Raw genomic sequence first — 14,090 nt, forward strand, 5'->3', positions numbered from 1 at the left:
CACAGGATTCTGTGTCTTTCGGTGGGTTTCAACGAGCGCGATTTTGAATACCTCACGCCCCGAAATGAGGTCCGTTCGTCTATCGAACGAGCGCCCCAGCGATCGTGTGTTTCGAACCGATCACGCTTTGACACCCTCAAATAGATCCGAAAACTGGGCGTTCACGCGGAGGAAATACTCGGTTGTTACTCTATTTCGGAACATCTGTGTCGAGTCGCCAGGTAAAGATCGCTTTGAGAACCACGACTAAACTGTTCCTGTCGCCTTCACCCCAGATTGCGGTCTCCGAACGCGGGTCGGACGGGCTTGCCTCAGATCCGTTGACGAGGGCACTCACGAGCGTTTTCTGCCCGTCAACCATCATGAGTCGTCCAGCCGACGTATCCGACCAGACCCACAGCGACTCGAACATCGTCGCGTCCGGGATCTCGTCTTGAATGCGGTCCTGGACGGCCGGAGAAACCCCCGCGAGTTGGATCGAGACTCCCCGGTCGGCTGCCGTCCCTAACTGTTCGATGATCTCCGTAGTGAGGAGGTCCTCGACGGTCATGTAGACGATCTCCTCGTCCGCACTGGCGAAAAAATCTAGTACCCGGTCTGTGATAGCGGCCTCTCCGTTGACTGTCCAGACGCCGAACTGTTCTGATCGGGGCTGGGGAGACTCGATTTCCGCCAGTGCGGTCTGTAGTACTTCGATGCGGCGGTTTAGTTCATGTTCGAACGTTCGACTCGCGGTTTCGACGGAAATCGCCCAGAACTGTTTCGGTGAGGAGTGCTGAATATCGACGAGACCTCGATCGTGCAGTTCGTCTATCGCATCGTACACCCGAGTCCGTGGCACCTCCGAGATGCGACTCACGTCTCTCGCCGTCCCTGAACCGAGAGTCGTCAGTGCGACGAACGTCCGTGCGGCGTAGGTACTCAAACCGAACTGCGTGAGTTGTTCGACCGCTGCAGACTGCGGGTCCTCGCTTGGATCGCTGCTCATTGTGATGGTCGGTATCCGGCCGGCCAAATCCGGCCATGTCTGGTGACCGGACCGGCACGTACCAGCGCAGTGGTTGGGACACAGAACTGGACTACGTGCCGATTGATCGATTTGGCCCCAGTCCGTATATCTCTTTTGTGATTAAACGGGTTACATTAGTGCTTCACGAACGCCTGGACGTCCGTACACCGCATTCCTGTGCTATATGTTGTAACTGAGATCATTACACTAGCAATGCCACTCCGAACGATCCCATCGCTCGCTTTCGGACCAACTACTGGAACGATCGATACGACAGATAGACACAACGATAGTGACAATATCTATCTGTCTCGGGGGAAAACCGTCAGTCTATGCCTGGGGCTTCCCAGGAGGTTGGGACACATGTCTAAAGATGCAAACGTGGAGCAAGCGATCGAAATCCTACAGCAACTCGGTTTGAAAGAATACGAGGCCCGCTGTTTAGTCGGGTTGACTCGTCTCGATTCGGGGACTGCCAAGCAACTCAGCGAGATAACGGAAGTTCCTCGGACCCGGGTGTACGATGCGATTCGGGTCCTCGAAGCCCAGGGCCTCGTCGAGATTCAGCATTCGAGTCCACAGCGGTTTCGCCCGGTCTCTCTGGAAGAGGCAACCGAAACGCTCCGTGACCAGTACGAAGACCGCGTCGAGCGACTTCACGACGCCCTCGCGACGGTCGAGATTGTGGACGAAGATGACGAGTCCCACGTCCAGGAGGTGTGGGCGATGGCCGGGCAGGACGCGATCGAGAACCGGACGGAGCAACTCATCGAAAAAGCCACAGACGAAATCGTGCTCGTCATCGGTGACGAAACGCTGTTGACAGCGGATTTCATCGAGACTCTCAATGGGATCGGAACCGACATCGAGTTGATCCTCGGGACGCTGACGCCGTCACTTCAAGAAGAGGTTCGAGCGGCTGTACCAACTGCCACGACGTTCGTCTCGGGCCTGGAATGGTTGCAGGGCGAAGACTCCACGGGAGACGATATAGCGATCGGTCGGCTGCTGCTTGTAGACCGCTCGACGATCCTCGTGAGTTCGATCATCCCTGATTCGAAAGCGGAACAGGCGATTTTCGGCGAGGGATTCGGGAACGGACTCGTCGTTATCGCTCGGCGGCTCATGGCCCAGGGCCTCATCCCGGTCCGTGACCCGTCTTCTTGACCGACTCCAGAGCAAACAAGACGAGTGCCTCGGGGTCGTCGGAGAATCGAAGATTCTCGGGATGAGCGTTGGACGGCGTCCAACGAACCTGCAAGCGCGTCGATCCCGGCGTCCCAGCGTGTGGGTTTTTACTCTCCCCGGACCCAGCGTGGGGTATGAGTGAATTCGATCTGGACTTACAGACCGTCGAATCACAACTGGAGGGCGAGGAGGGAGATCCACCTGACAGTCGGGTCGTCCTTGGCATCTTGGATGGGACGACCCCGGACGAGGAGTGGGTCGAACTCATCGAGGACGGCGCCGTGCTGGTCTTGAACGTCAAGGGTGACGTCAACGAGCTGGCTGCCGGCTTCGCCCGGGACGTTCGTGACAGCGACGGCAACCTGATGCACTTCCGTGGCTTTCTGGTGATCACGCCACCCGGGATCGAGATCGACACCGCTCGACTCGAGTAAGTTACGTCAGTCCGAACGTGATTATCCGGGGACTGATTGTTTTTACCTACCGAGCCCGTATCCATTTTCATGCCACTGAAATCCACGGGAGACGCGCGGTTCGATTCCACCGATCCCTGGGCGGGCGGAACGACCTGGATCGCCCATCCCGAAGAGTCGATGCGACGCGCGAGTCATGCCCTCGTCGTCGACGAGGAGAGCTGGTTGGTCGACCCAGTTGACTGTGACGGATTGGACGACCACCTCGCGGATCTGGGTGCGGTCGCCGGCATCGTTGTGCTTTTGGACCGGCACAAGCGCGACGCCGGCGCGATCGCCCGTCGACACGACGTTGCCGTCCACATCCCGGAGTGGATGGACGGAGTCGCCGAGGAAATCGACGCACCGGTCGAGACCTTCGGGACGACCTTCGCGGACGCCTACACCGTCTATCCGCTGTCGCGGTCCCGTTTCTGGCAGGAGGCGGCACTCTACGACGAGGAAAACGGGACGCTCGTCGTTCCGGAGGCCGTCGGGACGGCATCGTACTTCTTGGCCGGCGACGAGCGCCTCGGCGTTCATCCCATGAAGCGTCTGCGACCACCACGTCGCCTACACGAATTCGACCCCGAACGCATTCTCGTCGGCCACGGGAAACCAGTCACCACCGACGCTGTGGCGGCCCTCGATGACGCACTCGACGGGGCACGGCGGCGGACGCCAGCGCTGTACGCCAAAGCGGCCCGGGAGTTGATCTTCGGGTGACTTCCGGAAGCGCCGACGAGCCGATCTACGCGACAGAAGGGCTCGTCGACGTGTTGCTCGAACGGGCAGCCGGCCGTGCGCCCGAGAAGGAGACCGTCTCGCTGTCGGTGACGCCCGCCGGCGAGTTGCCGGACCTCGATTTCCCGCCGGAGACGCCGGTGTTCACGCACTTCTACCTCCCGACTGCCGGTGGTTCTGTCAGCGCCGTCTTCGGTGTGGATCTGGGGACGCCGCCCGGCCAGACGGCGGGGCGGTTCGTCTCTCACCCCGACGGGCGGTTCGAACCGACCCAGACCGATGACTTCCACGTATCGCTGTTCGTCGCCGTCCCGCCTTGGACCCGCGACTCGATTGCCGTCTTCGACCGAGATAGTACCCAGCGGGAACTGGCGTTGTTAGACGTCGAACCGCCCGAGGACGCGCTCGAATCCTGAGCATCCCGGACTGTCCGGTGGGCCGGTCACTCGAGATAGCCCAGATCCTGTAGTTGGGTAGTGATCTCGTCGAACTCCGCCTCCGTGAGTTCCTCCGATTGCTGGTGCTGGATGACGATACTCCGCAAGAGGAACCGAACGAGGTCACTCGTCGAGGAGAAACTCGTCCCTTCGATCGTGTCATCGACTCGCTCGGCAAGATCCTTCGGAATCGACACTGTCGTGTATTCGGTCATACGTACTCGATCGTCGCCGGGCGAGAAAGGCATTGTGTCCGCGTGTGGTCGGGTAGCGATCTGCGCTGTCTACCGGTCCTGGTAGTCGGCCTCCGCGTCGAACATCTCGGGCAGGTTCGATCGATCGGCCGGCGTGAACATACTCGGGGCGGTGGGCGTTCCTTCCCGTGGCTCGCCGTCTGCCATCTCGGGGTTGTCGGTGGTTGTCGGTCGATACTCGCTTCGGATCGGTCGTCGGTTCGGATTGGAACTCATCGGTACGTGGATTGTGGGTGATCGGCTGGCAGTACTGACCGGGAATCAGTGGTGTGCTGGGCCACGTACACGAAGCTGGAACATCGTAGTACCCTTGATGGCAGCGGCCACCATAAATATAACGATTGTAAATTAGGAATTCTGGTCGCCGAGCGAGACTGGATATTCGGTTAGGTTCTCGTGGCCATCCTCGGTGACGACCAGGAAGTCCTCGATCCGGACGCCGCCGACCTCGGGGTCATAGAGACCGGGTTCGATCGTGACCACGTGGCCGGGTTCGAGTTCGCCCCCCTGCGGGCCGAGGCTGGGCTGTTCGTGGACGGCCAGGCCAACGCCGTGACCGGTCGAGTGAATGAAGCCCGTCTCGGCACTGCCGTCCTCACGCAGCGTCGGCAGGCCGGCGTCCTCGTAGACGTCACAGACGACATCGTGAACGTCGGCACCGGTAACGCCTGGCTCGACCGCGTCGATGGCTGCCTGCCGTGCCCGGTCGGTAACCTCGAACCATTCCTGGATCGCATCGGTCGGCTCTCCGACCAGGAAGGTCCGGGTCATGTCGGCGTGGTACTTCGTCGCCTTGTCCTGGGGGAAAATGTCGACGATGATCGGCTCGTGAGCCAGAAGCGGTCCGCTCCCGTGATCGTGGGGGTCCGCAGCGTCCGCGCCACAGGCGACGATCGTCTCGTCTAACGCACAGCCGTTCCGAAGAAGCGTCACTTCGATCTCCTCGCGGACCCGTTCGCTGGTCAGTACGTCACCGTCGTGGACGAGCCGTCCCTCGTCGTCGACAGATGCGTCGCGAATCAGTTCCTCGGCTGCGGCCATCGCGCGTTCGTTGGCTCGTTGGGCGGTCCGGACGTGCTCGATCTCCGCCTCGTTTTTGGTTGCTCGCACGGACTCGATTACGTCGTCGTGATCGACAGTGACGTCGACACCCTGCTCGCGAAGCGCGTCGGTCGTCCCTGTCGGGAACCGTGGTGGGACGGCGACGCGTTCGACGTCGTGTTCGGCGAGGAACGCGGCCTGGACGCGACCGGCCGCTTCGCGGTGGCCCCACTCCTCGCGAAGTCGATCGTAGTCGTAGTCGACGAACCGCTGGACGGTGTCGGCCCGCGCCTCGCGCTTCGCTCGGCCGAACTCCAGACTCCGCACGAATAGGAGATGCGTACCGTCGGCGTACAGCGTCACGAACGGGTCGGGCGCGTCGAACCCGGAGAGGTAGTGCTGGTTCGGATCGTTCCCATCGGCGTCAAGGAGATAGCCGTCAACATCAAGTTCGGAGAGACGGTCATCGAGGGGGTCGAAATCGCGTTCCATGCCATCAGATCGGATCGCCCCGGACAAATGATTACCGACCATGACCGCAAAGGACGAGTACGACTCCGAGGACGTCCTCGAGCTCGTCGACGAGACGAAACACTACGGCAACGTCCTCGAGAGCAACGAGTTCGACGACACTCGTCTCGGGGGCGTCATTGGATCAAACCACTACGGCGACGGCTATATCAAGAAGTGGGGCGCGTATGCTGGCCGGACTGTCGAGCGTGAGGCGATCGACCCCGACGCCCCCGACCGAGGTGAGAATCTCACCTATGGCGACTTCGTCGACGACGTCCTCAAGCATATGCGCGAGCACGACACCCTCCAGGCGGCCATGCGATTCGGCCGTGACGGGAACGGTGCCGTCGTCTATGTCCACACCGATACACTCCCCGAGTGGGTGCCGATCGCCGACGAGGGCCGCGTAGTGTCGACCTGGAGCGACGGGAAGCGTGACGTCCTCGAAGCCCTGGAGGACCTTCTCGAGTGACGTCGTCGAAACAACTACCTCATGACCGACGCCGCCGGGGTTGGCCTTGTCGGCGGATTTCTCGCGGGCTTGGCCTTGGTCCTAAGTAGGAAAAAAAAATTTCTTTATCGGGCGATTCAGAAGGTCGTTGAGCCCAACACGACCTCGTAATCCTCGATCTGTGTGAGACGTCTGCTACTGAGACGCTCAATTTCGAAGTTTGAGCTTTCTTCGGCAGCGAGGTCTTCGAAAAACAGCGCTGACTCTGTGAACAGAAGAGTATCGTCGGCGTCGTAAAATTTCCCAATAATATCAATTGAGTCAATTCGGTCAGAACCCGTGTTCCGCACTGTGCCAGTGATCTTCGCATTATTATCCCCCACCAACAGCCGGGTATCTGAGACCTCCAGAGCTGGCGCCGCGGTTGGAGAGTTGCCAACATCACCGAGAGTCAGTTCATAATCGGCCACTCTATCAGGATCAGTGATCGTGTATATGCGAGCGGCCCACGTTTCACCCGCTGCCATCGTAGCAATGCTTTGGTCACTGTCGTCGATATAATCGCCATTTCCATCGAACCAGTTTACCGTCAAGCCGACACCACCGGTTGCGCCTTGGCCAGTGTTCTCTACCACAGCGGCAACGTATATTTCGGTCGTGTATTCACTCTCCTCAGTAACAAGTTCGTGGCTCTGCAGCTGGACGTCAGGCTGAGCCTGGGTGACAATAGAACTCCATTGGCGGCCACCGAGCCGGAACTGGACGATCCCTGTGTTTTGATAACTGAAACTTTCACTGATCCACGTCTCGGTTTCGCCGGCAGGGATGGATTCAACCGTGATTGTGCCGAGGTCGTCCCAGCCGGGAGTGCCGCGCGCGCTGCCCTCAAGAGTCGCCTCGAAGGTGCCGGGCTGACCGCCAGTGTTCCGCACCGTGATCTCGATCGTATATGCTTGGCCGGTCCTGACTTCCGAGGGCGCGCTGACCTCGATGATTTCAAAGCTCGCCGGATCGGACTCTGTTTCGGTTTCCGTCTCTGTTGCAGTTGCTGCCGCATCTAATGTGATCAAATCATTCTCGTCATTGTCGCCGACACACCCAGCCAGTCCGAATACAGCGCCCGTCAGTGCCAGATACGTTCGGCGGTCCATACACTCTGCTTGCTCGCGTGTGTAAATTAATCAAGGGGTCCAGGAGGTCAATCGTTCATGTGGCAACTCCCCTCCAAGATCACTCCTGATGTGTCGAGCAGAGCCGTGACTCACCCCCAGTCCCCTCTCATTGAAACCAACCCTCATGACCGACGGCCTTAGCGGAGAGTCGAACCTATCACACCGCCGCCGGCGGCGGTGGCGATCCCGAAGCGACGGATTCCGCCGGACTGCAACCCGACTCTCCCCGCTCGAACCCCTCCCCCGAAGCGGACAAATCGGGTTCCTCGCCGGGGCAACGCGACGGATTCGATGGGATCGACTTCGGCGCGATCGACGCGGGCACCTATCCGTCGACACTGCTCGAGCGTGAGCAATGGATGGGTCGCCGGGGGAAGCTTCCGTTCGCGCCGTGGGGCGAGCGCGATCACCCCGAGGCCGACGCCGACACCGACGCCCGATTCAAGTGGGGACTCACCGAGCACTACGTCGACGGCGAGACTGTCGCCCTCGCCGAGGACGACCCCCGACTCGACGGCCGCGTGTTCCTGGGGAAGACGCTCTCTGAGTTGATCCGGATCGTCGTCCAGATTATCATCATCCTGAGTCTCGGTATCATCCGTGGGGCGAACGTGGCGACAGGCCTGATCGGTGCGGTAGCAAACATCGGCATCGCAATCCGGCTCTCGCTGTGGTTTCTGGCATTCTCGAACACTATCGCGCTCATTACGCGTGACCCGGAGTCGACGATCATCGCCGCGAACATGCTCCAGCTCCCGCTTTTGTTCGTCTCGAGTGCCTTCCTGCCGGTGGGTTCGATTCCCTCCTATATCCAGACCGTCGCGACCTACAACCCCATCACCTATGGCGTCGACGCCACGCGGGCGATCATGCTCAACGCCGACGTGATAGCAGTGCTCGACGTCACGACATTTGGTGGATCTGGAACACGCTCGTCCCGTCGCTGGCAATCGTGGTGGTCCTCGACTTGTTCTGGGCGCCGTCGTTGTCTACATGATCAATCGCGCCTCGAGTGCGAGCGTCCAATGATCGCACAACTTGCGGACACCATCGCTCAACGAGGCCGTTACACGATATCGACGCCGGTAAACTCAAATCGGGCACCGCCATCCCGGCTTTCGGTCACCGCGATGTCCCAGCCGTGGGCCTCGGCGATCCGCTCGACGATCGTGAGTCCAAGTCCCGTCCCCTCAGTCGTCGTCGTGTAGCCAGGCTCGAAGATGTCCTCGCGTTGGTCGTTCGGAACGCCCGGCCCGTCGTCTGCGACGTAAAACCCGCGATCGTCAAGTCGGTCAATTCGAACGGTGACCGTCTCGTCGGTCGTCGAGGATTTTTCCTCGCCGCCCGCTGAGGTGGCGTGATCGACCGCATTCGAAAGCAGATTCTCGAAGACATGTCTGACCCTATCAGGGTCGCCCCGGATCCGGAACCCATCAGTGACTTCGACCGTTGCGGGTTCGGCGTCGATCATCTCCATACACTCTTCGACGATTGACTCGATTGGAACCGGTTTCACCGCTCCGACAGTATCCCCCTGGCGGGCGAGCGTCAGTGTGTTTCCGACGATGGCTTCCATCCGCTCGAGTGCCTCCAGTAGCGGTTGCGTGTGGTCGCTTTCACAGTCGTCCGCAAGCAGTTCCGCCCGCCCGAAGGCCACGTTCAGCGGGTTTCGGAGGTCGTGTGAGATGAGCTCGGCAAATTCATCGAGGCGTTCGTTCTGGCGCTCGAGTCGCTGCTCGTACTCTTTGAGGTCGGTCACGTCGGTCACTGTCCCGACGACCCGGACCGAACCGTCTTCAGTCAACACGTCAGCCTGCTCGCGAACCCAGATCCGTTCGTCTCCGGGACAGACTGGATAACTGAGGTCGTAAGATGTTCTCGCTTCGATCGCGGCTTGGATTGTCTGTTTAACTCTCTCGCAGTGATCAGACGGCACAATCTCGAAGTACGCGTCGAAGACCGGCTCGACTGTCGCCGAGTCGATACCGAAGACATCCGCGAAGGTCGGGTACCGCTGAATCTCGTTGTCCTCGGGTCGCCAGTCGAACGTGTAGGCGTTGGTCGTCTCTAAGGCGAGTTCGAGTTGGTCGCGGACTGTCTCGAGGCGGTCGTTCGTCCGCTGTAACTCTCTCTCGCGGTCGACGTGGGCAGTCACGTCTTGATAGAGCCACAGGTCCCCTACGCCGTCAGGCATCGAGAACGGTACGTAACTTCGGGAAAGGGTTCGGCCGTCGGCCATTTCGATGTGTTCGTCCAGCGTTGGCTCCCTGTTGGCCAATAGTTCCTCGATACGCTCGATGAATCGCTGTGGGTGCTGGAGGTCGTCGCTGATGTCCGCCGCGGCGTCCGCACAGTCTTCACCCACCAGTTCCTCACAGCCGACGGAAAAGTCGAATATCTCACAGAATGCCGGGTTCGCAGCCATGATCTCCCGATCGGGGTTCTCGACGAGAACACCGAAGGGGAGATTCTCGAGCAGCGCCGAGAGGAGCGTGTTGGTCTCGGCCAGTTCCCGATCGCGTTCGACTAGCGTCGTGATGTCGTTGAACGTCGTGACGAATCGGTCCGCGCCGAGCGGGAAGGCCGAAATGGCGTAGTGGGCATCCAGGGATTCGGTGTAGTGATCGAATTGGACCGGCTCGTCCGCCAAAACGACTCGTCCGTATCGTTCGATGAACACTGGATCGAGATCCGGCAACACGTCCGTCACTCGTTCGCCCAGAACCTCCTCGCGTTCGAGGCCAGTCGTGTTCTCGAATGCTTCGTTTACGTCGAGAAAGACGTAATCGATCGGCTGACCGTCCTCGTCCGTCCGGAGTTCGTGGACGGCGATCGCGTTGACCGACTCCTCGAAGAGTCGCCGATACCGCCGCTCCTGTTCGATCCGATGGAGTGCGTGCCCGATGTCGCCGCCGAGTTCGCCCAGTAGGTCCTTCTCCGTGTCGTCGAACGGTTCCCGTTCGCTACTGTAGACGGTCAGTACGCCGTATTGTTCATCCTCGAAGGATAATGGGACAGCAGCACTCGATCGAAACCCACGTTCCAGGGCTGTCTCTCCCCAGGGGTCGAACGCCCCATCGTCAGCGATCGACTGCGTGACGATGAGTTCGCCCTCCTCGAACGCCCTGGCAGTCGGTCCACGAGCCGTCAGACTGTCATCGAGCGAGATAGATTCGAGGGAATCGTCCCCGGCACCCTCACAAGCTTGTGGTTCGATCGACTCCACCTCCGAATCGGGTTTGCCGATCCACGCGAACTCGTATGGCCCTTCGTTCGTGATGATCTCACAGACTTGGGTTTCGAGTTCAGATCGCCTATTCGAGCGGACCAACGCTTGATTTACGTCCCGGACAACTTCTCTGATCCGCTCCAGAGTTTCGGCGCGCTCGCTGGCTCGATGCTGTTCGACCGCGTTTTCGATCCGGTTGCAAAGGACGGTGTACTGCTCGGATCCGCCCGTCTTCTCCAGATAGTCGGTCACGCCGGCGGAAATGGCCTCACTCGCGACCGCCTCGGATCCGCGTCCAGTATAGAGAATGAACGGTAGATCCGGGTGCGTTTCCCGTACGTCTTCGAGCAACTCGAGTCCAGTTCGACTGGGCATCTCGTAGTCGCTGACGATACAGTCGACAGTGTCGTCCTCCAGTCGGTCGATAGCCTCGCTCGCGTCGTTGGCAGTCACGACGGCGAGTCGATCGCTCTCGCGTTCGAGCATCGTCGAGACGAGATCGACGAATTCCGGGTCGTCATCGATATGTAGTACCCGAATCGACTCGCGCATGCCTGGTATACAGACGCTCTCAAAGAAAAAGATATGGTGTCGCTTACACAGTCTGCCCATTCGGAGACGGATTCACGCCGAATTCGATCAAACTGTGAAGTGGTTTCAGGAACCGATCGTGCCAGGAATACGATCGCGCCACCGGTACCCTCTTGTCGCCCCCTCCCGACCACTCGCGCATGGACGTAGACATCTCTCAGTCGACGGTCGCGGGGACAGCCCAGGCCCCGCCGTCGAAGAGCTACACGCATCGCGCGATCCTCGCCGCCGGCTACGCTGACAGCGCGACTGTTCGTGATCCGCTGGTCAGTGCCGACACTGAGGCGACAATGGCTGCCGTCGAAGCCTACGGCGGCACCGTTGATCGCCACGGGGCCACCCTTACGATCAGGGGGTTCGACGGCCGACCGGATGTTCCAGGGGACGTGATCGACTGCGCGAACAGCGGAACGACGATGCGCTTGGTGACGGCGACGGCCGCCCTGGCCGACGGCGTTACGGTGCTGACTGGCGATGACTCTCTCCGCTCACGACCGCAGGGCGCGTTGCTGGACGCGATCGAACAGCTCGATGGTCGGGCCGAGAGTACTCGTGGCAACGGCCAGGCGCCACTGGTCGTGAAAGGACCTATCGACGGTGGATCGGTCTCGATTCCGGGCGACGTTTCCTCACAGTACATCACCGCTCTGTTGATGGCCGGCGCAATGACCGATGACGGGGTCACGATCGACCTGGAGACCGAATTGAAGTCCGCGCCGTACGTCGATATCACGGTCGAAGTCCTCGACGCGTTCGGCGTCGAGGCCGAGTCGACGGCCGACGGATTCGAAGTGCCGGGCGGACAGACCTACGATCCCGCGGGCGGAGAGTACGCCGTCCCCGGTGACTTCTCCTCGATGTCCTATCTGCTTGCGGCGGGCGCGCTCGCCGCGCCGGACGAGCTGACGGTCACCAGCGCCCATCCGAGTGCGCAAGGGGATTCGGCGATCGTCGATGTTCTCGAACGAATGGGTGCGGACATCGACTGGGACCGTGATGCGGGCGAGATCACTGTCAGGCAGTCGACCCTTTCGGGCGTCGAGGTCAGCGTCGCGGACACGCCCGATCTCTTGCCGACGATCGCGGTCCTCGGTGCGGTCGCCGACGGCGATACTCGCATCGTCGATTGTGAACACGTTCGCTACAAGGAGACCGACCGCGTCAGCGCGATGGCCGAGGAACTCGGGGCGATGGGCGCTAATCTCACCGAACAACAGGACACCCTGACGATCCACGGCGGCGACACCGAACTATCGAGTGCGGTCGTCGACGGCCGCGGCGACCACCGGATCGTGATGTCGCTGGCGATCGCTGGCCTGGTCGCCGATGGCGAGACGACCGTCGGCGGGGCCGAGCACGTCGACGTCTCGTTCCCGAATTTCTTCGACGTTCTCGAGTCGATCGGCGCAGACGTCCGGCGGGACTGATCCTGCCCGCTGACCGGCATACGTTCATGTGCCATGCGACGGTATCGACGGCCATGAGTATCGACGCCGGATCTGATCCGGACGCGCCACCGACACAGCCCAACGTCGCCGATCTGGTCGAGGAACTCGACGAACTCGAGGCGACCGTCGATTCTCCGGAGGAACGTGAGCGCGTCGAGTCCGTCAGAGAGACCGCTCTGTCAGTGAGCCAGCAGGGATCGTTCGGACGCATCATCTCCGGGTTCGACCGCGCCGACGCGTCGGAGGCGCTTCTGGGAAGCGTTCTCTTCGGGATCCCGATGTTTGTCGAGGGTGGGACGAGTGAAGTCGGTGCGTTTCTCGCAGCCTATCCGCCCTTCCTGATCGGGACCGTCGGATTCACGTTTGCGCTTGTGTTCGGTATCCTCTACGTCGCCGAGATCCAGGACGTTCGCGTGGTCGATCCACTCTTTGGATTCATCCCCCAGCGGTTCGCCGGCGTATTGGTCATCGCCTCGACGACGGCACTCCTGTTGATGACGATGTGGGGTCGGCTCACGTGGTCCGAGCCACTGGTCGCCATCGGCGAACTCGCCGCCGCAATCTTGCCGATGTCGGTCGGCGGCGCGCTGGGCGACATTCTGCCCGGATCGTGACTCCCGCGACGCATTCGAAGCGGACTGGACCGTCATCTAAAGCCACCACGAAATCACGGCGCAGGCGCGTGAGAACGATCGCTATACGGAGCGAGTGTCGGTCGCACGGACACGCTCGTCGGTGACCTCTACTGTGTAGCCTTCGTATTCGAACTGAACGGAGGCCCCGCCGGCCTCGATCAGCGTGTTCAGCGCGTCGGAATCGACGGTGTCATAGGGGCACTCGATGGGTTCGTCTTTGATCGAAGCGACTCCCTCGAGAACAGTCATGCTCGGCGATTCGGTCCCCCGATCGAACGCCCTGCCCATCGCAGGCCATCACTCGAAACGGCGTCAACGGCGTTCGATGACTTGCAGCGATTGGGAATACGACCTAAAACACGGGCCGCGATTCCTGCACTCCGGGAACTTACGAAGGTACTTGTCAGTAAGTGAGTTACTCTCGCCCCAACGGTCATCCTGCTCACGTTGTCAGCGCCGGAAATCTCACCCATCGGTCGCCATCCGCTCAAGGTACGCGAGTTGGTCTTTGAGTTCGTTCGTGCGCTGGCGCTTGATCAGCGTCGCGTCCAGTGCGGAGCCGATCATCCCACCGAGGGCAAATTCGGTGCTCGCGGTGACAGTCGCGCCGTCCGGGTGATCGTCGACGCGGTAGGTCGTCGTCATCGTCTTGAACATCCCCTCGACCTGCTCGTAGGTCAACGCGGCGTCGCTCTCGACGAACCGGAGGGTCAATTCGAGTTCGGCCAGCCCGATATTCCGCCCGACGGTCACGGTGTCGTCCGCGACCGTGACCTCGTCGAATCCCGCGGCGCGCATGAACGCCCCGACGTCCTCGAACGCCGCCTGGACCGCCTCGGGGGGTGCCGCCACGTCCCGACTGACAGTGACTTCTTCCATGTCTCCAGAGGTGACCCCTGGGGGCCTCAATCTGTCGTCGAAGCTGT

General features: G+C 60.8%; 15 protein-coding genes and 1 pseudogene. 8 read left to right on the plus strand and 8 right to left on the minus strand.

The window, feature by feature from the left end; all coding sequences use genetic code 11:
• Positions 1-190: 190 nt before the first annotated feature.
• A complete protein-coding gene (locus BN2694_RS02040) occupies positions 191-988 on the minus strand; it encodes a TrmB family transcriptional regulator (RefSeq protein ID WP_135662139.1) in 798 nt (265 codons plus the stop codon).
• Positions 989-1,372: 384 nt separating this feature from the next.
• On the opposite strand from BN2694_RS02040, the gene BN2694_RS02045 reads away from it, so the two are divergent.
• The 4 genes from BN2694_RS02045 (at position 1,373) to BN2694_RS02060 (ending at position 3,809) form a co-directional block, all read left to right on the plus strand.
• The gene (locus BN2694_RS02045; RefSeq protein ID WP_135662141.1) at positions 1,373-2,176 is read left to right on the plus strand and encodes a TrmB family transcriptional regulator; all 804 of its coding nucleotides are present in this window, start codon (positions 1,373-1,375) and stop codon (positions 2,174-2,176) included.
• A gap of 155 nt (positions 2,177-2,331) precedes the next feature.
• Complete coding sequence (locus BN2694_RS02050) at positions 2,332-2,631, plus strand: DUF5779 family protein (RefSeq protein WP_135662143.1); 300 nt, start codon at positions 2,332-2,334, stop codon at positions 2,629-2,631.
• A gap of 69 nt (positions 2,632-2,700) precedes the next feature.
• Positions 2,701-3,375, plus strand: a complete 675-nt coding sequence (locus BN2694_RS02055) for a hypothetical protein (protein WP_135662145.1) — start codon at positions 2,701-2,703, stop codon at positions 3,373-3,375.
• Positions 3,372-3,809 carry a hypothetical protein gene (locus tag BN2694_RS02060; protein WP_135662147.1) on the plus strand — a complete coding sequence of 146 codons (438 nt, stop codon included), beginning with the start codon at positions 3,372-3,374 and terminating at the stop codon, positions 3,807-3,809. Before BN2694_RS02055 ends, BN2694_RS02060 begins: the two co-directional genes overlap by 4 nt.
• A 26-nt stretch (positions 3,810-3,835) precedes the next feature.
• Here BN2694_RS02060 and BN2694_RS02065 read toward each other — a convergent pair whose 3' ends face one another.
• The 3 genes from BN2694_RS02065 to BN2694_RS02075 form a co-directional block, all read right to left on the minus strand.
• Positions 3,836-4,045 (minus strand): ribbon-helix-helix domain-containing protein, encoded by a 210-nt coding sequence (locus tag BN2694_RS02065; protein WP_135662149.1) that lies wholly within the window; start codon positions 4,043-4,045, stop codon positions 3,836-3,838.
• A 69-nt stretch (positions 4,046-4,114) separates the two neighbouring features.
• A complete protein-coding gene (locus tag BN2694_RS02070; protein ID WP_135662151.1) occupies positions 4,115-4,300 on the minus strand; it encodes a hypothetical protein in 186 nt (61 codons plus the stop codon).
• Between the two features lie 132 nt (positions 4,301-4,432).
• The gene (locus tag BN2694_RS02075; protein WP_135662153.1) at positions 4,433-5,617 is read right to left on the minus strand and encodes a M24 family metallopeptidase; all 1,185 of its coding nucleotides are present in this window, start codon (positions 5,615-5,617) and stop codon (positions 4,433-4,435) included.
• A 40-nt stretch (positions 5,618-5,657) separates the two neighbouring features.
• Here BN2694_RS02075 and BN2694_RS02080 point away from each other — a divergent pair, with 40 nt between their 5' ends.
• On the plus strand, positions 5,658-6,110 hold the full coding sequence (locus tag BN2694_RS02080; RefSeq protein ID WP_135662155.1) for a hypothetical protein: 453 nt from the start codon (positions 5,658-5,660) through the stop codon (positions 6,108-6,110).
• A gap of 116 nt (positions 6,111-6,226) precedes the next feature.
• On the opposite strand, the gene BN2694_RS02085 is transcribed toward BN2694_RS02080, so the two are convergent.
• Positions 6,227-7,240: an FxLYD domain-containing protein gene (locus BN2694_RS02085; RefSeq protein ID WP_135662157.1), complete on the minus strand. Its 1,014-nt coding sequence runs from the start codon at positions 7,238-7,240 to the stop codon at positions 6,227-6,229.
• Between the two features lie 380 nt (positions 7,241-7,620).
• On the opposite strand from BN2694_RS02085, the pseudogene BN2694_RS17520 reads away from it, so the two are divergent.
• Positions 7,621-8,076: pseudogene (locus BN2694_RS17520) on the plus strand (ABC transporter permease); the annotation flags it as partial.
• A 251-nt stretch (positions 8,077-8,327) separates the two neighbouring features.
• Here the strand turns inward: BN2694_RS17520 and BN2694_RS02095 are convergent.
• On the minus strand, positions 8,328-11,042 hold the full coding sequence (locus BN2694_RS02095) for an ATP-binding protein (protein ID WP_135662159.1): 2,715 nt from the start codon (positions 11,040-11,042) through the stop codon (positions 8,328-8,330).
• A 179-nt stretch (positions 11,043-11,221) separates the two neighbouring features.
• Between BN2694_RS02095 and aroA the strand changes: the two genes are divergently transcribed.
• On the plus strand, positions 11,222-12,508 hold the full coding sequence (aroA, locus tag BN2694_RS02100) for a 3-phosphoshikimate 1-carboxyvinyltransferase (RefSeq protein ID WP_135662161.1): 1,287 nt from the start codon (positions 11,222-11,224) through the stop codon (positions 12,506-12,508).
• Positions 12,509-12,561: 53 nt separating this feature from the next.
• Positions 12,562-13,143 (plus strand): DUF2391 domain-containing protein, encoded by a 582-nt coding sequence (locus BN2694_RS02105; protein WP_135662163.1) that lies wholly within the window; start codon positions 12,562-12,564, stop codon positions 13,141-13,143.
• Positions 13,144-13,224: 81 nt separating this feature from the next.
• Here BN2694_RS02105 and BN2694_RS02110 read toward each other — a convergent pair whose 3' ends face one another.
• Together BN2694_RS02110 and BN2694_RS02115 are read right to left on the minus strand one after the other, a co-directional pair.
• Positions 13,225-13,452: a HalOD1 output domain-containing protein gene (locus BN2694_RS02110; RefSeq protein WP_135662165.1), complete on the minus strand. Its 228-nt coding sequence runs from the start codon at positions 13,450-13,452 to the stop codon at positions 13,225-13,227.
• A 177-nt stretch (positions 13,453-13,629) separates the two neighbouring features.
• Complete coding sequence (locus tag BN2694_RS02115) at positions 13,630-14,043, minus strand: SRPBCC family protein (RefSeq protein WP_135662168.1); 414 nt, start codon at positions 14,041-14,043, stop codon at positions 13,630-13,632.
• Positions 14,044-14,090: the final 47 nt, after the last annotated feature.

It is taken from the genome of Halorhabdus rudnickae (genome assembly GCF_900880625.1).
Taxonomy (GTDB): Archaea; Halobacteriota; Halobacteria; order Halobacteriales; family Haloarculaceae; genus Halorhabdus; species Halorhabdus rudnickae.

Bases quoted from the DNA above. Each gene is read 5' to 3' on its own strand.
- BN2694_RS02085 (WP_135662157.1), bottom strand. From the start codon at position 7,240: ATGGACCGCCGAACGTATCTGGCACTGACGGGCGCTGTATTCGGACTG.
- BN2694_RS02055 (WP_135662145.1), top strand. From the start codon at position 2,701: ATGCCACTGAAATCCACGGGAGACGCGCGGTTCGATTCCACCGATCCC.
- aroA (WP_135662161.1), top strand. From the start codon at position 11,222: ATGGACGTAGACATCTCTCAGTCGACGGTCGCGGGGACAGCCCAGGCC.
- BN2694_RS02080 (WP_135662155.1), top strand. From the start codon at position 5,658: ATGACCGCAAAGGACGAGTACGACTCCGAGGACGTCCTCGAGCTCGTC.
- BN2694_RS02105 (WP_135662163.1), top strand. From the start codon at position 12,562: ATGAGTATCGACGCCGGATCTGATCCGGACGCGCCACCGACACAGCCC.
- BN2694_RS02040 (WP_135662139.1), bottom strand. From the start codon at position 988: ATGAGCAGCGATCCAAGCGAGGACCCGCAGTCTGCAGCGGTCGAACAA.
- BN2694_RS02075 (WP_135662153.1), bottom strand. From the start codon at position 5,617: ATGGAACGCGATTTCGACCCCCTCGATGACCGTCTCTCCGAACTTGAT.
- BN2694_RS02045 (WP_135662141.1), top strand. From the start codon at position 1,373: ATGTCTAAAGATGCAAACGTGGAGCAAGCGATCGAAATCCTACAGCAA.
- BN2694_RS02110 (WP_135662165.1), bottom strand. From the start codon at position 13,452: ATGGGCAGGGCGTTCGATCGGGGGACCGAATCGCCGAGCATGACTGTT.
- BN2694_RS02115 (WP_135662168.1), bottom strand. From the start codon at position 14,043: ATGGAAGAAGTCACTGTCAGTCGGGACGTGGCGGCACCCCCCGAGGCG.
- BN2694_RS02050 (WP_135662143.1), top strand. From the start codon at position 2,332: ATGAGTGAATTCGATCTGGACTTACAGACCGTCGAATCACAACTGGAG.
- BN2694_RS02065 (WP_135662149.1), bottom strand. From the start codon at position 4,045: ATGACCGAATACACGACAGTGTCGATTCCGAAGGATCTTGCCGAGCGA.
- BN2694_RS02070 (WP_135662151.1), bottom strand. From the start codon at position 4,300: ATGAGTTCCAATCCGAACCGACGACCGATCCGAAGCGAGTATCGACCG.
- BN2694_RS02095 (WP_135662159.1), bottom strand. From the start codon at position 11,042: ATGCGCGAGTCGATTCGGGTACTACATATCGATGACGACCCGGAATTC.